This window comes from Rhodococcus sp. MSC1_016, assembly GCF_023667485.2.
GTDB classification, from domain to species: Bacteria; Actinomycetota; Actinomycetes; order Mycobacteriales; family Mycobacteriaceae; genus Rhodococcus_F; species Rhodococcus_F oxybenzonivorans.
The window spans coordinates 5,042,404-5,056,494 of record NZ_JAMOZI020000001.1 but is presented as its reverse complement, the minus strand read 5'-3'; the positions used below and the strand labels follow the sequence as shown (position 1 = coordinate 5,056,494).

Here is a 14,091-nt window from a genome sequence, read left to right as displayed (position 1 = left end):
GCCGCGTCCTCCTCGTCGATGCCGCCGTGTGACCTGACAGTAGAAGTGACATCAACCAATGTCAACAGCAGCTGATGTCAACATTGTGTTCGAGCGATCCCGTCGAAAGGTTCCCGGGTGCGCGGTAATGAGACGATGGAGGCATGACCGAGACCGAGACCGCTCGCGGCGCGCCCCGGAAATGGCGGGGCCGCGAGCCCGAGGATCGCCGGGCCGCACGTCATGAGCAGCTGATCGAGGCCGGTCTGGACATCATGGGCACGGAGGGTGCTGCCGCGACGACGATGCGCGCCACCTGCCGTCGAGCCGGTCTCACCGAGAGATACTTCTACGAGAGCTTCAAGAACAGAGACGAACTGCTGGTCGCCGTCCTGGATCGGGTCGTCCTCGGGGCCCGGGACACCTTGATCGCCGCACTACGCACGTCCCCGTCGGAACCCCGGGATCTCATCAGACACGTCGTGCGGTCCTTCACCGACTACGTGGCCACCGACCGACGTCGGGGACGGATCATGTTCGTCGAGTCCCAGAGCGTTCCGGAGCTTGCGCAGCGCGGCGAGCAGCTGGTGAAGGAGTTCACCGCGCCGATCGCGGCGTCGCTGGAAACGTTGGCCGGCGGCGCCGAACACGACTCCACCACGATCGCGCTCAACTCGATCGCCATCTTCGGTGCTCTCGCGTTCCTGTATCAGCACTGGCTCACCGGAAGTTCACGAATCTCCAAGCGGCGCATAGTCGAGCACGTCTCGCGGGTGATCGAGGCGCAGATCGGCGTCGACAGCACGCCGGCAGGGCGCCCGTAATTCAGGACTCGGTGTAGGTTGCTATCGCGTCCGCGCCGGAAACGTCGTGAAAGCGCCTGAACGGTATGGCATCCTCACGGGGTGCGGCGGTGCAGAGGTGAGAGTGGGGTAGCCGGTACGCCGGCTGCGACCACGTCAGGGGTAACCCCTGGCTCGGCATTGTTCACCGGAGGCACCGTCCGACGCACGACCGCACGCTCCGCGTGCTTCGGCGCGCCGCAGACGACAGGTATCGGTCGCCTCTCACCGTCGCACGCATGACAGGGCGTCGCGCCCTGTCCCCGGCTGTGGCGCGTCGCCTCGCCGCGGTGGCGACGTCGGGTTCCTGGACGCGAGCCGGGATTGCCCAGCGGTTCGAGGAGATCGGCACCCCGGACGCCGACCGGATCGCAACACGATTGTTCGACCTTCTGCCCACTCCTCCGGTGGAGGGGGTCGACAGCGTGTACCGGTTGCTGTCGGAACTGCCGCACATCGACGAGCCCGCTCCGGTGGTAGAGCAACCTGACCGCGAATGGAGGTTCGACGTTCCGAAGTGGACCCACACGGTCGCGGTGGCGCAGGCGGTCGGTCTCACCCCGGCGGAATTGGATTGGTTCGCCGATTCGGGTGAGTGGCTGCGGAACAAGGCGCCTACCCTGCAGCACTACCGCTACCGAATACGGTCGGATCACCGACTGCTCGAAGCACCCAAGGAACGGCTCCGCGAGGTGCAGCGCCGAATCCTGCGGGGTCTCCTCGATCGAGTACCTCCGCATGCCGCCGCGCACGGCTTCGTGCCCGGGCGCAGCGTTCACACGTTCGCGGCCCCGCATACGGGTCGAGATGTGGTGGTGCGGATCGATCTGCGCGCGTTCTTTCCGTCGATTTGCCAGGCTCGCGTGCGGGCGGTTTTCGACTCCCTCGGATATCCGCCACGGGTGTCGCGTGTGCTGACGGGACTCTGCACCACCTCCACTCCACCGGACGTTCTCGCGCGGCTGCCGTTCGACACGGCGAGCCGATTACGGGGGTCACACCTGCCGCAGGGGGCGCCGACGTCGCCGGCCCTCGCGAATCTCGTCGCGTATCGGCTCGATCGACGGCTGACCGGGCTGGCGCGATCGTCCCGAGCTGAATACACGCGGTACGCCGACGATCTCGCGTTTTCCGGCGTCGACCTCTCGGCGGACCGCCTGATCTCCGCCGTCGGCCGGATAGCAGCGGACGAAGGGTTCTCGGTACATCTGCGTAAGACGCGGATCATGCGAGCGCACCGACGGCAGCACCTGGCGGGACTCGTGGTCAACTCGCACGCGCAGGCCGCCCGCACGGAGTACGACCAACTGCGTGCGCTGCTCTTCAACTCCCTGCGCACCGGCCCCTATCTGCAGAACCGGGACGGGCGCTCGCACTTTCGTGAATACGTCTACGGGCGCATCGCCTGGATCGGGGAATCGAACCCGAACCGCAAGCGTGCGCTGCTCGCCCTCGCTGACCGGATCGAGTGGACGGGGTGAACCGACCCTTGCGGTGACAACCCGGCAGTTGTTCGATGGAGGGAGGCGCACCATGTGTTCGGGCGTGCCGGCGAGGAGAACGCTGATGCTGTACGTCGCGCTGTTCGGATTCATCCTCTGGGTCCTCTGTTTCGCCGATGCGATCACCACCGACGAAAACGAGGTCCGGAATCTGTCGAAAGACGGCTGGCTGGTGGTGGTGTTGCTCCTGCCGATCGTCGGCTCGATCCTCTGGCTGGTAGCGGGGCGGCCCGAGAAGTACCCCGGCGAGCGCCTGCCCGAAGACCCGGAGGAGGCCGAGTTCGTGCGCCGATGCCGTGAACGTGCCGAGGAGCAACGCCGAGAGTACCGGCGGCCTCCGCAGGAGTAACCTCGCCGCCCACCGGAACTCCGGCTACAGCGGCCGGGGCAACCCGGGTGCGACGGTGCGGGCGAGGATCCCCAGAGTGGCGCGCAGAGCAGTCTCGGAAATCACCGGGAAGATTCCGGCGTCCCGCCAGACGGGGTCGATGGACGACCAGTCGTAGAACGAGGTGACCATCGTGCCCTCCTCGATCGGCTCGAGGCGGTAGCCGTACACGTGGCCGATCTGCGGGCGAATCCGGCCGAGGACCTTCCACGAGATCTCGCGGTCGGGAACGAAGGTCTCGATCGTCACGGTCACGTCGTACAGACCGAGATCCACGTCGTTCAGCGCATCACGGTCCATGTGGACGACGAAGCTGTCACCTGCCGCGGTCACGGGTTCGCCCTCGGCGGACATCAACATGCCGGAACTGTCGATGGCCACGTGCCCGTTCGGGTCGCACAGCACGCTGAAGATGTCCGCCGGCTTCGCCGCGATCGCCCGCTGAACTTCCAGTCGTTCGCGTACCGGGGCGGTCTCGTTCGTGTCGCTGGTCATCCAGGCATCTTCCCACCCCTGGTCGGTGCCGCGCTGCGCCCGGCGCAGGGCCCGGTTACCCCACGTGCGCTTTGAGAGTCTCCAACACCTTCCGGGCCGCGGTCGGGCCGGTGTTGAGGTAGAAGACGTCGTCGTCCACCGGTATCGCCCGGCCCGACCGCACGGCCTCGAGCTGCGACCACAATGGTGCGTTCGTCAGGGTGGCGGCGTCGCCCTGCACCCCGTAGAACAGCCAGTCGGCGTCCGCGACGGTCAGTTCCTCCTCGCTGATGTCACGGGAGGTGTCGTCGAACTGTTGCGACTGCGGGCGGCCGAGACCGGCGTCCTCGCCGATGCTGCCGGTGAACGACGGAATGCCGAAGATCCGCAACCGGTTGCCGTTCTGGCGTGTGAAGGACACTGTCGGGGCAGTTCCGAGTGAGCGGCCGAATTCAGCTGTCTCAGCGTGATATCCGTCGAGCAGGGTCTGTGCCTGTTCTGTACGTCCGAGAGCATCGGCGGCGAGAAGGAAGTCCTGTTTCCAGTACACCCCGGTGCCCTGGGTGGCGACCGTCGGGGCGACGGCCGACAACTGGCCGTACAGCGTTTCGGCGTCCTTGCCTGCGGTGTTCATCAGGATCAGGTCGGGTTCGAGACGTGCGATGGCCTCGAAGTCGGGGGTGAACCGGGCACCGACGTCGACGACGGAGTCGAGCGCGACCCGGTGCTGTGGATAAGCCTCCTTCAGGTATTCCGGGACGAGTTCGGCGCCGTCCGCTCGCGTGGATGCCGTGGGCACGACACCCAGGGAGAGCAGGGCATCGGCCTGACCGGTGGAAATCACGACGACGCGCCGCGGTTCCGAGTCGACGGCGGTCTCCCCGGCGAAGTGGGTCACCGTCCGCGGGAATTCGCCGTCCGATGCGCCGCTGCCCATACCGTCCGGAAGGGTCCGGGGTGCGGCCACCTCACCGGCCACCTCACCGACCTCCGCATGGCCGGTTGTGGGCGACGTCGACGGTGCTGCCGTGTCCCCGCCGCCCGAACACCCCACCAGGGTGAGCGACACCGCGCCGATCATCAGTGCGCTCGCGTAGTGCTTGCCTCGACCGGCGAACATGGCAACTCCTGGAGGTAGTTAGGGAACCCTATCCTCGGGAGGGTAGACCAGTGCCGATCCGGCTGCGGACCCGACCTCAGGAGCTCACATAGACCGGCAGGACCCCGGCCTCGGCTGCCTGCATCAGCGTCGGCGCGGCCGAGTCCTTGCCGGACAGCTGGAAGTTCAGCGGCGAACCGTCACGTCCGACGGCGGGCCAGTCGATGGCGAGTTCGGGGTCGAGCGGATGGACGTCGTGGTCGAGTTCGGGAGTGTACTCGAGGGAGCACAAGTACATCACTGTGGACGCGTCCGCGAGCGACAGAATCGCGTGGCCCAGACCCGCCGGGAGATACACGGCGCGACGGTCCACATCGTCGATCAACACGGAATCCCACTGCCCGAAGGTGGGGGAGCCCACGCGCACGTCGACGATGACGTCGAGGAACGCACCTGTGACGCAGGTGACGTATTTCGCCTGACCGGGTGGGGTGTCGGTGAAGTGGATGCCGCGCAGCACGCCGGCAGCGGACACCGAGCAGTTGGCCTGCGCGAGGTCGAGTCGGTGCCCGACAGCCGCCTCGAACTCGGAGCCCTTGAACCACTCCAGGAACACGCCGCGGTCGTCACCGAACTGTCGTGGCGTGATCTCCCACGCCCCGGGGATCGTCAGCTCCCGATATTCCACGTCACCAGTCCTTGCCGCGTTCGAGGATTTCGAGGAGATAGTCGCCGTAGCCCGACTTGCCGAGAGTAGCTGCACGCTCGGCCAATTCGGTGTCGGTGATGAACCCGCGCCGCCAGGCGACCTCCTCGGGAACGCCGATCTTCAGTCCTTGCCGGTGCTCGAGCGTGCGGACGAAGTTCGAAGCCTCGAGGAGGGAGTCGACGGTGCCGGTGTCGAGCCAGGCGGTTCCGCGGGGCAGGACCTCCACCTGTAACCGCCCGGCCTGCAGGTACGCCTGGTTGACGTCGGTGATCTCGTACTCGCCGCGATCCGACGGGGTGAGGCCCCGCGCGATGGCGACGACGTCGTTGTCGTAGAAGTACAGCCCGGGAATCGAGTAGTTCGACTTCGGGGTGGCCGGTTTCTCCTCGATAGAGGTGGCACTGCCGCGCTCGTCGAACTCCACCACACCGTACGAACTGGGGTCGGAGACCCAATAGGCGAACACTGCCCCGCCGTCGATGTTCTCGAACCGGTTCAAACGGGAACCGAGACCGGGTCCGTAAAAGATATTGTCCCCGAGAATCAGGGAGACCGGCTGGTCACCGATGTGATCGGCGCCGAGGACGAAGGCTTGGGCGAGGCCGTTCGGCTCCTTCTGAACAAGGTACGAGAGGTTGACACCGAACTGGGAGCCGTCGCCCAGAAGCCGACGGAACTGCTCTTCGTCGTGAGGGGTGGTGATGATCAGGATGTCCCGGATGTTGGCCAGCATCAGCGTGGAGAGCGGGTAGTAGATCATCGGCTTGTCGTAGACAGGTACCAGCTGCTTACTTACCCCGAGAGTGATGGGATGCAGCCGCGACCCCGTGCCACCGGCCAGAATGATTCCGCGCATGTGCGCAGTGTTCCAGTGTTCGCCGCGGATGAAAACTCGGCGTCGCCGCTACCCTTGGTGCCCATGAGGCTTCTCGTGACCGGCGGGGCGGGGTTCATCGGCGCCAATTTCGTACATCTGACGGTGGCCGAGCGGCCCGACGTGCAGGTGACCGTGCTCGACGCCCTGACGTACGCCGGCAACCGACGCTCACTCGACCCGGTCGCCGATCGGATCGAATTCGTCCACGGTGACATCGCCGACGGTGCGCTGGTGAACAGCCTGGTCGCGGCGTCGGACGCGGTGGTCCATTTCGCGGCCGAATCACACAACGACAACTCGCTGGCCGACCCCACGCCGTTCCTGCACACCAACGTGATGGGGACGTTCAGCCTGCTCGAGGCGGTGCGTGCCCACGACGTCCGCTATCACCACATATCCACGGACGAGGTATACGGCGACCTCGAGCTCGACGACCCACAGCGGTTCACCGAATCGACGGCCTACAACCCGTCCAGCCCGTACTCCGCCACGAAGGCGTCGAGCGACATGCTGGTGCGGGCCTGGACACGATCGTTCGGCGTGCGGGCCACGCTCTCGAACTGCTCGAACAATTACGGCCCGTACCAGCACGTCGAGAAGTTCATTCCGCGGCAGATCACCAACCTCATCGACGGGGCTCGCCCGCGTCTGTACGGCAGCGGCCGCAACGTGCGCGACTGGATTCACGTAGACGACCACAACTCGGCTGTGTGGACGATCCTCGAGAAGGGCAGCATCGGCCAGACGTACCTGATCGGTGCGGACGGTGAACTAGACAACCGGACCGTCGTCGAAACACTGCTCGAGCTGTTCGGCCGCGATATCGACGACCTCGACTTCGTCACCGACCGCCCCGGGCACGACCTCCGCTACGCCATCGACTCGACGCGGCTCCGCACCGAGCTGGGGTGGACACCTCAATACGCCGATTTCCGCGGCGGACTCGAAGCCACCGTGCGCTGGTACCGCGACAACGAACCGTGGTGGCGGGCGCAGAAGGTATTCGCCGAGAAGGCGTACGCGGCTACGGAGTCTGTGATCGGCTGATCCTTCGTTGCGACCTCCGCACGGGCGGATCCCGGGGAACACCGCCGAAGATTCCCACCTCTGGTGATTGAGCGTCCAGCAAGTGGGGTAGACCCGAAGGGCGCACCCCTAACGCGCACGGCCCTCCGACACACAATTGCCGAAGCTGGCGTCGAGGTGCGTGTGGCTACGTGGACTAAGGGGTCGACGATGAAGGCAAAAGGTCAGGTTGCATTGGCCGTCGGCGCGGGCTACATGCTCGGCCGCACACACAAGATGAAGATGGCATTGATGCTCGCAGCCGCGGGCGCGACCGGACGCTTTCCGGGAGGGCCGCGAGTTCTGCTCGAACGCGGCACCAAGATGCTCGCCAGCTCCCCGGAAGTCGCCAAAATCGGGGAATCGGTGCGAGGGGAACTGCTCAACGCCGCGAGGGCTGCGGCGGTCACGGCGGCCAGTCAGCGGATCGATTCGCTGAACAGCCGCCTGCAATCGAGCGGTCAGGGTGTCACCGACACCGTGGGCGGCGTCGCGGACGTTGCCGGTGTGGGGGATGTCGTTCGCAAGAGGGGGCGGCGTTCCCGGAAGAACGACGTCGATGCAGCGACCGTCGACGCGGAGCTCGAGGACGAGTACGCCGACGAGGAAGCTGAGATCGAGGACGAGCAGGACGAGCCGAAGCCCGAGCCCGAGCCCGCCGTCCGCCGTCCGACCGCACGTCGCCGGGCGACAAGTGGAGCCGGCTCTCGAAACGGCGAGTCTCGTTCCGAGTCGGCCGCCGATGAGGGCGACGAGCCTGCGCCGCGCCGTCGTAAGACGAGGGCCCAGGCCCCCACCGATGCGGCGCCGGTTCGCCGCGGGCGGAGGTAAATCGATGACTACGAATCTGACTGACAAGGTGAAGGACACGGCGTCGTCCGGCGGGAAGAAAGGCGCCTCTTTGTCGTCCCCACTGCAGGATGCGGTGCAGAAGCTGGTCGGCACTATGGCGGAACGGGCGCTGACGTCCGTGTCGAGCAAGGTGCTGTCCACCTCCGGGCGGCTCAATGAGTACGCCGAAGGCGGCGGTGGCGGGCTCCTCGCGGCAGTCACCGGCTCCGAGAAACTGGCCGGGGGTGAATCCCCGGTCAAGTCCGCTGCCTCTGGCGCCACACAGTTCGTCAAGGACAAGGCGTCCGACCTGAAGGAAGCGCTCACGGGTGGTGGCGGTGGCGGCGGGAAAGGCAAAAAGCTCAAACTCACCAACATCATCGAAGAAATCGATGTCGGTGTTCCGGTGCAGCTCGCCTACGACCAGTGGACTCGGTTCACCGACTTCCCGCAGTTCATGAAGAAGCTCGAACAAGTGGAGCAGGTATCGGACGAGAAGCTCGAGTGGAAGGCGAAAGTCTTCTGGTCGCGGCGGACGTGGGAATCGACCATCATCGAACAGGTCCCCGCTGAGCGCATCATCTGGCGCTCGAAGGGCGCCAAGGGTTACATCGACGGTGCCGTGACCTTCCACGAGCTGACGCCGGACCTCACCCGCATCCTCGTCGTTCTCGAATACCATCCCAAGGGTCTGTTCGAGAAGACCGGGAACATCTGGCGTGCACAGGGTCGGCGAGTGCGATTGGAACTCAAACACTTCCGGCGTCACGTCATGACCCAGACGGTGCTGCACCCGGATGAAGTCGAGGGCTGGCCCGGAGAGATCCGCGACAGCCAGGTGGTCGAGCCGGAGGAATCCGAGGAAGAGGAACCGGACGACACAGGGCGAGACGAGGCGGAAGCCGACGAGTTCGACTTCGACGAGGACGAGCTCGAGGCGGAAGAATCTGAACCGGACGAGCCGGAACCGGAAGAGGCGGACGCGGGCGACACCGAGCAGGACGAAGTCGAAGAAGAACCCGAACCGGAGCCCGAGGAAGAGGAGGCGCCGCCGCCGAAGCGGCGAGCCCGCAGGCGCTCGACAGCCCCGGTCGGTAAGAAGCAAGGAGCGACCCGATGACCACGGCGATCCAACCGGCCGGTGGCGGCGGCGGTGGAGTGGGCGGTGGACCCAGTTCGAGCAGCCTCGCCGACGTCGTCGACACCATCCTCGACAAGGGCCTCGTGATCGATGCCTACGTCCGTGTGTCATTGGTCGGCATCGAGTTGCTGACCATCGACGCACGTGTCGTGGTCGCGAGCGTCGACACCTATTTGCGGTTCGCCGAGGCGGTCAATCGGCTCGAGATCGGTGACAACGAGCCGAAAGGCCTGCCGGACCTCGTCCAGGACGTCACGGAGGGAGGCGCCAAGTCGAAGACCCGCGGCGCTCTCGAGGCCGCCGGCGAGAAACTCGGTGATCTCCTCGGAGGTGAACAGGAACAACCGGAGCGAGTGACGCGAAAATCGAGTCGGGGAGACCGGTGATGACTACTTCGGATCAGACTACTGACGCGCCGGAACGGGAAGGCACGAAAGGTGTCTACGTGTACGGCATCGTCCCGGCAGACGTGGAGCCGGAAGCAGATGCCGTCGGTATGTGCGATGCGAAGGTCGATGTCGTGAAGCAGGGGGATATCGCGGCGCTCGTCAGCGAGGTGTCGGTGGATCGGCCGCTCGGCAAACCGGAAGATCTGCGAGTGCACGCACATATCCTCGACGGCACTTCTCGTGTGGCGCCGGTACTTCCGCTGAGGTTCGGCGCGGTCCTGACGGACGCCGACGCAGTGAAGGAGGAACTGCTCGGCGAGCACGCGGACGAGTTCGCGGCGGCGCTGCAGGAGCTCGAGGGCAAGGCGCAGTACGTCGTGAAGGGACGGTATGTCGAGAAGGCGATCCTTCGTGAGGTGATCAGCGAGAACCAGCAGGCCAGCGACCTCCGCGACACCATCCGTAATCAGCCGGAGGACGCCACCCGTGACGCCCGGATGGCTCTGGGTGAAATCGTCAACAACTCCATCGCGGCCAAACGGGAGCAGGACACCCGCACCGTGGTGGACGCACTCACGCCGCTGGCCGATTCGGTCAACGTCCGGGAACCGACGCACGAGGAAGATGCCGCGCAAGTGGCGGTGCTCGTCGAAGTCGAGAGGCAGGGTGAATTGGAAGAGGCCGTCGGAGAACTCGCCAAACAGTGGGAAGGCCGGGTCGAGATGCGCGTGCTCGGCCCGCTCGCACCGTACGACTTCGTGGTGACGCAGACACCGGAAGGCTGAGCGATGGGCCTGCTGTCGTTCGTGTTCACTCTGCCACTGGCGCCGGTGCGGGGCGTGATCTCGCTGGCCGAGGTGATTCAACGTCAGGTCGAACAGGAGATGCACAACCCGGCGACGGCCCGCCGCGAACTCGAAGAGTTGGAGGAAGCCCGGGAACGTGGCGACATCACAGCCGAGGAAGAAGAACACGCACAGCAGGCGATCCTCGATCGAATGACCTCCGGAGCCGCAACCCGCCCGGAGAACCCGCAGGAGGAGTGACCGATCATGACCGAGGATCAGCCGCCACCGTTGCCGGCGCCCGAGATCGCCCAGGTCGCTCTGCGGGATATCACGAAGCTGACCGGGAAACAGCCTCTCGGTGCCACCTCCGTCATGCCCAGCGACGACGGGTGGACCGTCGAGGTCGAGGTGGTCGAAGACCGGCGCATTCCGTCGTCCGCGGACATGCTCGCGCTGTACGAGGTGGTGTTGGATCTTGACGGACAACTGTTGTCCTACCGCCGGACTCGGCGCTACATGCGGGGCAGCACCGATAACGGGGGCGCAGCCTCATGACCGTCGCGGGGGGTGGGTCGGGGCCCATGTCGCAGGGCGGCGGCCTCGGCGGCGGCCATCAATCGACGAACCTGGGCGACATCCTCGAGCGGGTCCTCGACAAGGGTTTGGTGATCGCCGGCGACATTCAGGTGAATCTCCTCGATATCGAACTGCTGACCATCAAGGTGCGGTTGGTCATCGCGTCGCTGGAAACGGCGAAGGAGGTGGGCATCGACTGGTGGGAACACGATCCCTGGCTGACGGGCTCGAAGAGCAGCATCGAGATCGAGAACGCTCGGCTGCGTGAACGGATCGCCGAACTCGAGTCCGACCGTTCGGTGTCGCCCGCATTGGGAGGTGCCGAGTCGATCGAGGTGGAGGGGCAACGTCAGGACACCGACGATGACGCGCAGTGACGGGGTTTGGCTCTACGGCATCACTTTCGACGGCGTCGGTGATGCCCAACTGGCGGGCGTCACGGGCGTGGCCGGTGAACCGGTGCGGGCGGTCGCCTCGGAGGGGCTGGTCGCGGTGGTGGGGTCGGTCAGTCTCAGCGAGTTCGGGGAGGACTCCCTGCAACGGAATCTCGAGGACCTCGATTGGCTGGCGGCCACGGCAAGGGCACACGACCGCGTGGTGGCCGCGGTGTTGCGTTGCGGTCCCACCGTTCCGCTGCGACTGGCAACCCTGTATCTCGACGACGACCGGGTTCGTGGCCTGCTCGCTGATCGGCGGGAGGAATTCGCTGCCGCACTCGAGCGAGTGACCGGTCGCAGCGAGTGGGGCGTCAAGGCGTACGGGGACGCCGACGTGCTGGCTCAGGCGGCGACGGAGGAGCGCGTTGCGCAGGGCGCCGCCGGCAAGGGAACGGCGTATCTGCTGCGCCGGCGTGCGGAACTGGCCGCGCGGCAGAACGTCGAACGGCAGGCTGCCGAGCATGCCGCGAAAATCCATGCCGCGCTCGTCGAGAAGGCTGTCGACGGCCGGCGACAGCGGGTCACCGATCCGGCGCTGACCGGGAAGCGTGCGTGGATGATCTTCAACGGCACCTACCTCGTCGACGACGAGCGGGCGCAGGACTTCGGTGCCCTCGTCACCCGACTCGACGCCGAACATCCGGGTATCACCCTGGAGCTCACCGGCCCGTGGCCGCCGTACTCCTTCGCCACCATCGAGCAGGTGAACCCATGAGCGAGATGGTTCCTGCCGACGACACGCGGCAGATCGCCCTAGTCGACCTCCTCGATCGAGTGCTCGGCGGTGGGGTGGTGATCACCGGTGAGATCACGCTGTCGCTCGCCGACGTCGACATGGTCCGCATCTCGCTGCGCACGCTGATCGCCTCGGTGAGTGCCCTGGTGCCGGAAGTGCAGGAAGCCGGCGATGAGTGACACCCCACCTGGAAGCGACACCACGCCGCCTGCCGAGCTCGACGCGCTGACGGGCGAGGGGCGTCGGGTCTTGCCGCAGCGTATCGACGCCGACCCGGAGTCGGTCGAACGCGGCCTCGTCACCCTGGTGCTCACTCTCGTGGAACTGCTCCGTCAGCTGATGGAACGCCAGGCACTGCGCCGGGTGGACAACGGTGACCTGAGCGACGAGCAGATCGAGCGGATCGGCACGACGCTGATGCTCCTCGAGGAGCGGATGGCCGAACTGCGCGAGCACTTCGGCTTGACGCCCGAAGACCTCAACATCGATCTCGGGCCGCTGGGACCGCTGCTGTCCCACGAGTGACGGGACGCCCGTCCGGCTACCGCCCGGCTCTCGCTGCGACGGCGAGGCGGGTGTCCTCCGCGATCAGATCGGCATTGAGGGCCGCCGCAGCGTTGAGTCCCGCTGCAGCGGAAGCGATTACCTGTCCCTTGAGGTCCGCCACGTTTCCCGCGACCCACACGCCCGGAATGGCCGTGGCGCCCATGGCATCCGAGGCGATATAGGTGCCCACCACGTGTCCGCCCATCTGCTGCTCCACGGGCTCCAGCCCGAGTGTGGTCAGTACGTCGGCGCGCGCGGTGAAGACAGGCGCGACCACCACTGCGGCGCAGGCGAATTCCTCACCGGAATGCAACCGGACACCGGTGAGGCGGTCCTCGGCCACCGTGAGGCCCGACAGCTTTCCGTCGACCACGGAGATGTCCCGGGCGGCGAGTTGCTCGTACTCCTCACCGGTTGGCTCGATCGCGTCGTTGAGGAACAGCGTCACCTTGTCGGTCCATTGCCGCCACATCAGTGCCTGGTGAATCGAGAAGGGGCTGCTCGCCAGAATGCCGATCGGCTGGTCCCGCACCTCCCACCCGTGGCAGTACGGGCAGTGGAGCACATCGCGGCCCCAACGTTCGGACACGCCGGAAATGTCGGGCAGCTCGTCCACCAACCCCGTGGTCACCAGCAGTCGCCGGGCCGAGACCGAACGTCCGTCGGCAAGGGTGACCCGGAAGCCGTCGTCCTCGGCGGTCTCGGCGGAGGTGACGGTGCCGGTCACCACCTCGCCTCCGTAGGAAACGACCTCGCCGCGGCCGATGCCGAGCAATTCGGCCGGGGGAGTGCTCTCGCGGCCCAGGTAATTGTGGATGTGCCCCGCCGGGGCGTTGCGCGGGGCGCCGGCATCGATCACCAGCACCGACCGCCGCGCCCGGGACAGGGCCAGCGCACCACTCAGTCCTGCTGCGCCACCACCGACGATCACTACGTCGTATTTGTCCTTCACTGCGTCCTCCTTCGTTCGGGCTTCGTAATCGAACTGTCCAGCACTCCGTGCAGCACTGACAAACTCTTTTGCCGGGATGGCAAGATGAGGGTATGGGCGACGACATTCCCGACCTCGGCGGTGTCCTCGACGCCGTCGGTCCACGACTGAAGGCACTCCGTCAGCAGCGCGGCGCAACGTTGGCGCAGCTGTCGGACGCCACCGGCATCTCGGTGAGCACCCTGTCCCGCCTCGAGTCCGGTCAGCGCAAACCCACACTCGAGCTGATGCTGCTCCTCGCCCGAGCGCACCAGCTTCCACTCGACGAACTCGTCGACGCGCCCGCCACCGGTGACCCGCGGGTCCACCTGCGGCCGATCGAGCGTTTCGGCACGAAGATCATTCCCCTCACCCGCAGACCGGGCGGAATCCAGGCGTTCAAGCATGTCATCCCGGCGCGGGAGCCGTCGCCGAGCGAACCGCAGTTGCAAGTCCACGAGGGATACGAATGGCTCTACGTCCTCTCCGGGCGGCTTCGCCTACTGCTCGGAGAACACGACGTGATCCTCACCGCGGGCGAGGTGGCCGAGTTCGACACGCATGTACCGCACTGGTTCGGCAACCCTGGCCCCGAGCCGGTCGAAATCCTGAGCCTTTTCGGGCCGCAGGGGGAGCGGGCCCACGTCCGGGCCCGGCCCGCAGGTGATGCGGCGCTCTGACCGGCACGACCGCGCGCACCACCCCAGCAGGAAAGGCGGGCTGAGCCGCGGCGAAGGTCTCG

20 protein-coding genes are annotated in these 14,091 nt (G+C 66.2%); 15 read left to right on the top strand and 5 right to left on the bottom strand.

What is annotated here, in order from left to right; genetic code table 11:
• Positions 1 to 143: 143 nt before the first annotated feature.
• The 3 genes from L1080_RS23605 (at position 144) to L1080_RS23595 (ending at position 2,672) form a co-directional block, all read left to right on the top strand.
• Positions 144 to 803, top strand: coding sequence for a TetR/AcrR family transcriptional regulator (locus tag L1080_RS23605; protein WP_159918830.1), 660 nt, complete (start codon positions 144 to 146; stop codon positions 801 to 803).
• Positions 804 to 1,060: 257 nt separating this feature from the next.
• The gene (locus L1080_RS23600; RefSeq protein ID WP_250765546.1) at positions 1,061 to 2,302 is read left to right on the top strand and encodes a reverse transcriptase family protein; all 1,242 of its coding nucleotides are present in this window, start codon (positions 1,061 to 1,063) and stop codon (positions 2,300 to 2,302) included.
• An 85-nt stretch (positions 2,303 to 2,387) separates the two neighbouring features.
• Positions 2,388 to 2,672 (top strand): PLDc N-terminal domain-containing protein, encoded by a 285-nt coding sequence (locus L1080_RS23595; RefSeq protein WP_250765543.1) that lies wholly within the window; start codon positions 2,388 to 2,390, stop codon positions 2,670 to 2,672.
• Positions 2,673 to 2,696: 24 nt separating this feature from the next.
• Here the strand turns inward: L1080_RS23595 and L1080_RS23590 are convergent, their stop codons facing one another.
• From L1080_RS23590 to rfbA, 4 genes are all read right to left on the bottom strand, one after another.
• Positions 2,697 to 3,206, bottom strand: coding sequence for an SRPBCC family protein (locus L1080_RS23590; RefSeq protein ID WP_159918833.1), 510 nt, complete (start codon positions 3,204 to 3,206; stop codon positions 2,697 to 2,699).
• Positions 3,207 to 3,261: 55 nt separating this feature from the next.
• The gene (locus tag L1080_RS23585) at positions 3,262 to 4,305 is read right to left on the bottom strand and encodes an ABC transporter substrate-binding protein (RefSeq protein WP_250765540.1); all 1,044 of its coding nucleotides are present in this window, start codon (positions 4,303 to 4,305) and stop codon (positions 3,262 to 3,264) included.
• 76 nt (positions 4,306 to 4,381) lie between these two features.
• A complete protein-coding gene (locus L1080_RS23580) occupies positions 4,382 to 4,972 on the bottom strand; it encodes a dTDP-4-dehydrorhamnose 3,5-epimerase family protein (protein ID WP_250765530.1) in 591 nt (196 codons plus the stop codon).
• Position 4,973: 1 nt separating this feature from the next.
• Positions 4,974 to 5,849, bottom strand: coding sequence for a glucose-1-phosphate thymidylyltransferase RfbA (gene rfbA / locus L1080_RS23575; protein ID WP_159918836.1), 876 nt, complete (start codon positions 5,847 to 5,849; stop codon positions 4,974 to 4,976).
• Positions 5,850 to 5,912: 63 nt separating this feature from the next.
• Between rfbA and rfbB the strand changes: the two genes are divergently transcribed.
• The 11 genes from rfbB (at position 5,913) to L1080_RS23520 (ending at position 12,358) form a co-directional block, all read left to right on the top strand.
• Complete coding sequence (gene rfbB, locus L1080_RS23570) at positions 5,913 to 6,917, top strand: dTDP-glucose 4,6-dehydratase (RefSeq protein ID WP_250765527.1); 1,005 nt, start codon at positions 5,913 to 5,915, stop codon at positions 6,915 to 6,917.
• Positions 6,918 to 7,106: 189 nt separating this feature from the next.
• The gene (locus L1080_RS23565) at positions 7,107 to 7,766 is read left to right on the top strand and encodes a hypothetical protein (RefSeq protein ID WP_250765525.1); all 660 of its coding nucleotides are present in this window, start codon (positions 7,107 to 7,109) and stop codon (positions 7,764 to 7,766) included.
• Between the two features lie 4 nt (positions 7,767 to 7,770).
• Positions 7,771 to 8,886, top strand: coding sequence for an SRPBCC family protein (locus L1080_RS23560; protein WP_250765522.1), 1,116 nt, complete (start codon positions 7,771 to 7,773; stop codon positions 8,884 to 8,886).
• A complete protein-coding gene (gvpJ, locus tag L1080_RS23555; RefSeq protein WP_159918840.1) occupies positions 8,883 to 9,293 on the top strand; it encodes a gas vesicle protein GvpJ in 411 nt (136 codons plus the stop codon). Before L1080_RS23560 ends, gvpJ begins: the two co-directional genes overlap by 4 nt.
• Positions 9,293 to 10,081 carry a GvpL/GvpF family gas vesicle protein gene (locus tag L1080_RS23550; protein ID WP_159918841.1) on the top strand — a complete coding sequence of 263 codons (789 nt, stop codon included), beginning with the start codon at positions 9,293 to 9,295 and terminating at the stop codon, positions 10,079 to 10,081. The genes gvpJ and L1080_RS23550 overlap by 1 nt, the downstream gene beginning before the upstream one ends.
• Positions 10,082 to 10,084: 3 nt before the next feature.
• A complete protein-coding gene (locus L1080_RS23545; RefSeq protein WP_250765518.1) occupies positions 10,085 to 10,342 on the top strand; it encodes a gas vesicle protein GvpG in 258 nt (85 codons plus the stop codon).
• Positions 10,343 to 10,348: 6 nt separating this feature from the next.
• Complete coding sequence (locus tag L1080_RS23540) at positions 10,349 to 10,639, top strand: gas vesicle protein GvpO (protein WP_159918843.1); 291 nt, start codon at positions 10,349 to 10,351, stop codon at positions 10,637 to 10,639.
• Entirely contained in the window at positions 10,636 to 11,037 is a 402-nt protein-coding gene (locus L1080_RS23535) for a gas vesicle protein (protein WP_159918844.1), read from the top strand. Before L1080_RS23540 ends, L1080_RS23535 begins: the two co-directional genes overlap by 4 nt.
• Positions 11,024 to 11,812 (top strand): GvpL/GvpF family gas vesicle protein, encoded by a 789-nt coding sequence (locus tag L1080_RS23530; protein ID WP_159918845.1) that lies wholly within the window; start codon positions 11,024 to 11,026, stop codon positions 11,810 to 11,812. The genes L1080_RS23535 and L1080_RS23530 overlap by 14 nt, the downstream gene beginning before the upstream one ends.
• Positions 11,809 to 12,012, top strand: a complete 204-nt coding sequence (locus tag L1080_RS23525) for a gas vesicle protein (RefSeq protein ID WP_159918846.1) — start codon at positions 11,809 to 11,811, stop codon at positions 12,010 to 12,012. Before L1080_RS23530 ends, L1080_RS23525 begins: the two co-directional genes overlap by 4 nt.
• Positions 12,005 to 12,358 carry a gas vesicle protein K gene (locus L1080_RS23520; protein ID WP_250765515.1) on the top strand — a complete coding sequence of 118 codons (354 nt, stop codon included), beginning with the start codon at positions 12,005 to 12,007 and terminating at the stop codon, positions 12,356 to 12,358. Before L1080_RS23525 ends, L1080_RS23520 begins: the two co-directional genes overlap by 8 nt.
• 16 nt (positions 12,359 to 12,374) lie before the next feature.
• On the opposite strand, the gene L1080_RS23515 is transcribed toward L1080_RS23520, so the two are convergent.
• Entirely contained in the window at positions 12,375 to 13,331 is a 957-nt protein-coding gene (locus L1080_RS23515) for an NAD(P)/FAD-dependent oxidoreductase (RefSeq protein WP_250765512.1), read from the bottom strand.
• A 92-nt stretch (positions 13,332 to 13,423) separates the two neighbouring features.
• Between L1080_RS23515 and L1080_RS23510 the strand changes: the two genes are divergently transcribed.
• A complete protein-coding gene (locus tag L1080_RS23510; protein WP_250765509.1) occupies positions 13,424 to 14,029 on the top strand; it encodes a helix-turn-helix domain-containing protein in 606 nt (201 codons plus the stop codon).
• Positions 14,030 to 14,091: the final 62 nt, after the last annotated feature.

Coding starts and splice junctions, on each gene's coding strand:
- L1080_RS23605 (WP_159918830.1), top strand. CDS start 144: ATGACCGAGACCGAGACCGCTCGCGGCGCGCCCCGGAAATGGCGGGGC.
- L1080_RS23600 (WP_250765546.1), top strand. CDS start 1,061: ATGACAGGGCGTCGCGCCCTGTCCCCGGCTGTGGCGCGTCGCCTCGCC.
- L1080_RS23595 (WP_250765543.1), top strand. CDS start 2,388: ATGCTGTACGTCGCGCTGTTCGGATTCATCCTCTGGGTCCTCTGTTTC.
- L1080_RS23590 (WP_159918833.1), bottom strand. CDS start 3,206: ATGACCAGCGACACGAACGAGACCGCCCCGGTACGCGAACGACTGGAA.
- L1080_RS23585 (WP_250765540.1), bottom strand. CDS start 4,305: ATGTTCGCCGGTCGAGGCAAGCACTACGCGAGCGCACTGATGATCGGC.
- rfbA (WP_159918836.1), bottom strand. CDS start 5,849: ATGCGCGGAATCATTCTGGCCGGTGGCACGGGGTCGCGGCTGCATCCC.
- rfbB (WP_250765527.1), top strand. CDS start 5,913: ATGAGGCTTCTCGTGACCGGCGGGGCGGGGTTCATCGGCGCCAATTTC.
- L1080_RS23565 (WP_250765525.1), top strand. CDS start 7,107: ATGAAGGCAAAAGGTCAGGTTGCATTGGCCGTCGGCGCGGGCTACATG.
- L1080_RS23560 (WP_250765522.1), top strand. CDS start 7,771: ATGACTACGAATCTGACTGACAAGGTGAAGGACACGGCGTCGTCCGGC.
- gvpJ (WP_159918840.1), top strand. CDS start 8,883: ATGACCACGGCGATCCAACCGGCCGGTGGCGGCGGCGGTGGAGTGGGC.
- L1080_RS23550 (WP_159918841.1), top strand. CDS start 9,293: ATGACTACTTCGGATCAGACTACTGACGCGCCGGAACGGGAAGGCACG.
- L1080_RS23545 (WP_250765518.1), top strand. CDS start 10,085: ATGGGCCTGCTGTCGTTCGTGTTCACTCTGCCACTGGCGCCGGTGCGG.
- L1080_RS23540 (WP_159918843.1), top strand. CDS start 10,349: ATGACCGAGGATCAGCCGCCACCGTTGCCGGCGCCCGAGATCGCCCAG.
- L1080_RS23535 (WP_159918844.1), top strand. CDS start 10,636: ATGACCGTCGCGGGGGGTGGGTCGGGGCCCATGTCGCAGGGCGGCGGC.
- L1080_RS23530 (WP_159918845.1), top strand. CDS start 11,024: ATGACGCGCAGTGACGGGGTTTGGCTCTACGGCATCACTTTCGACGGC.
- L1080_RS23525 (WP_159918846.1), top strand. CDS start 11,809: ATGAGCGAGATGGTTCCTGCCGACGACACGCGGCAGATCGCCCTAGTC.
- L1080_RS23520 (WP_250765515.1), top strand. CDS start 12,005: ATGAGTGACACCCCACCTGGAAGCGACACCACGCCGCCTGCCGAGCTC.
- L1080_RS23510 (WP_250765509.1), top strand. CDS start 13,424: ATGGGCGACGACATTCCCGACCTCGGCGGTGTCCTCGACGCCGTCGGT.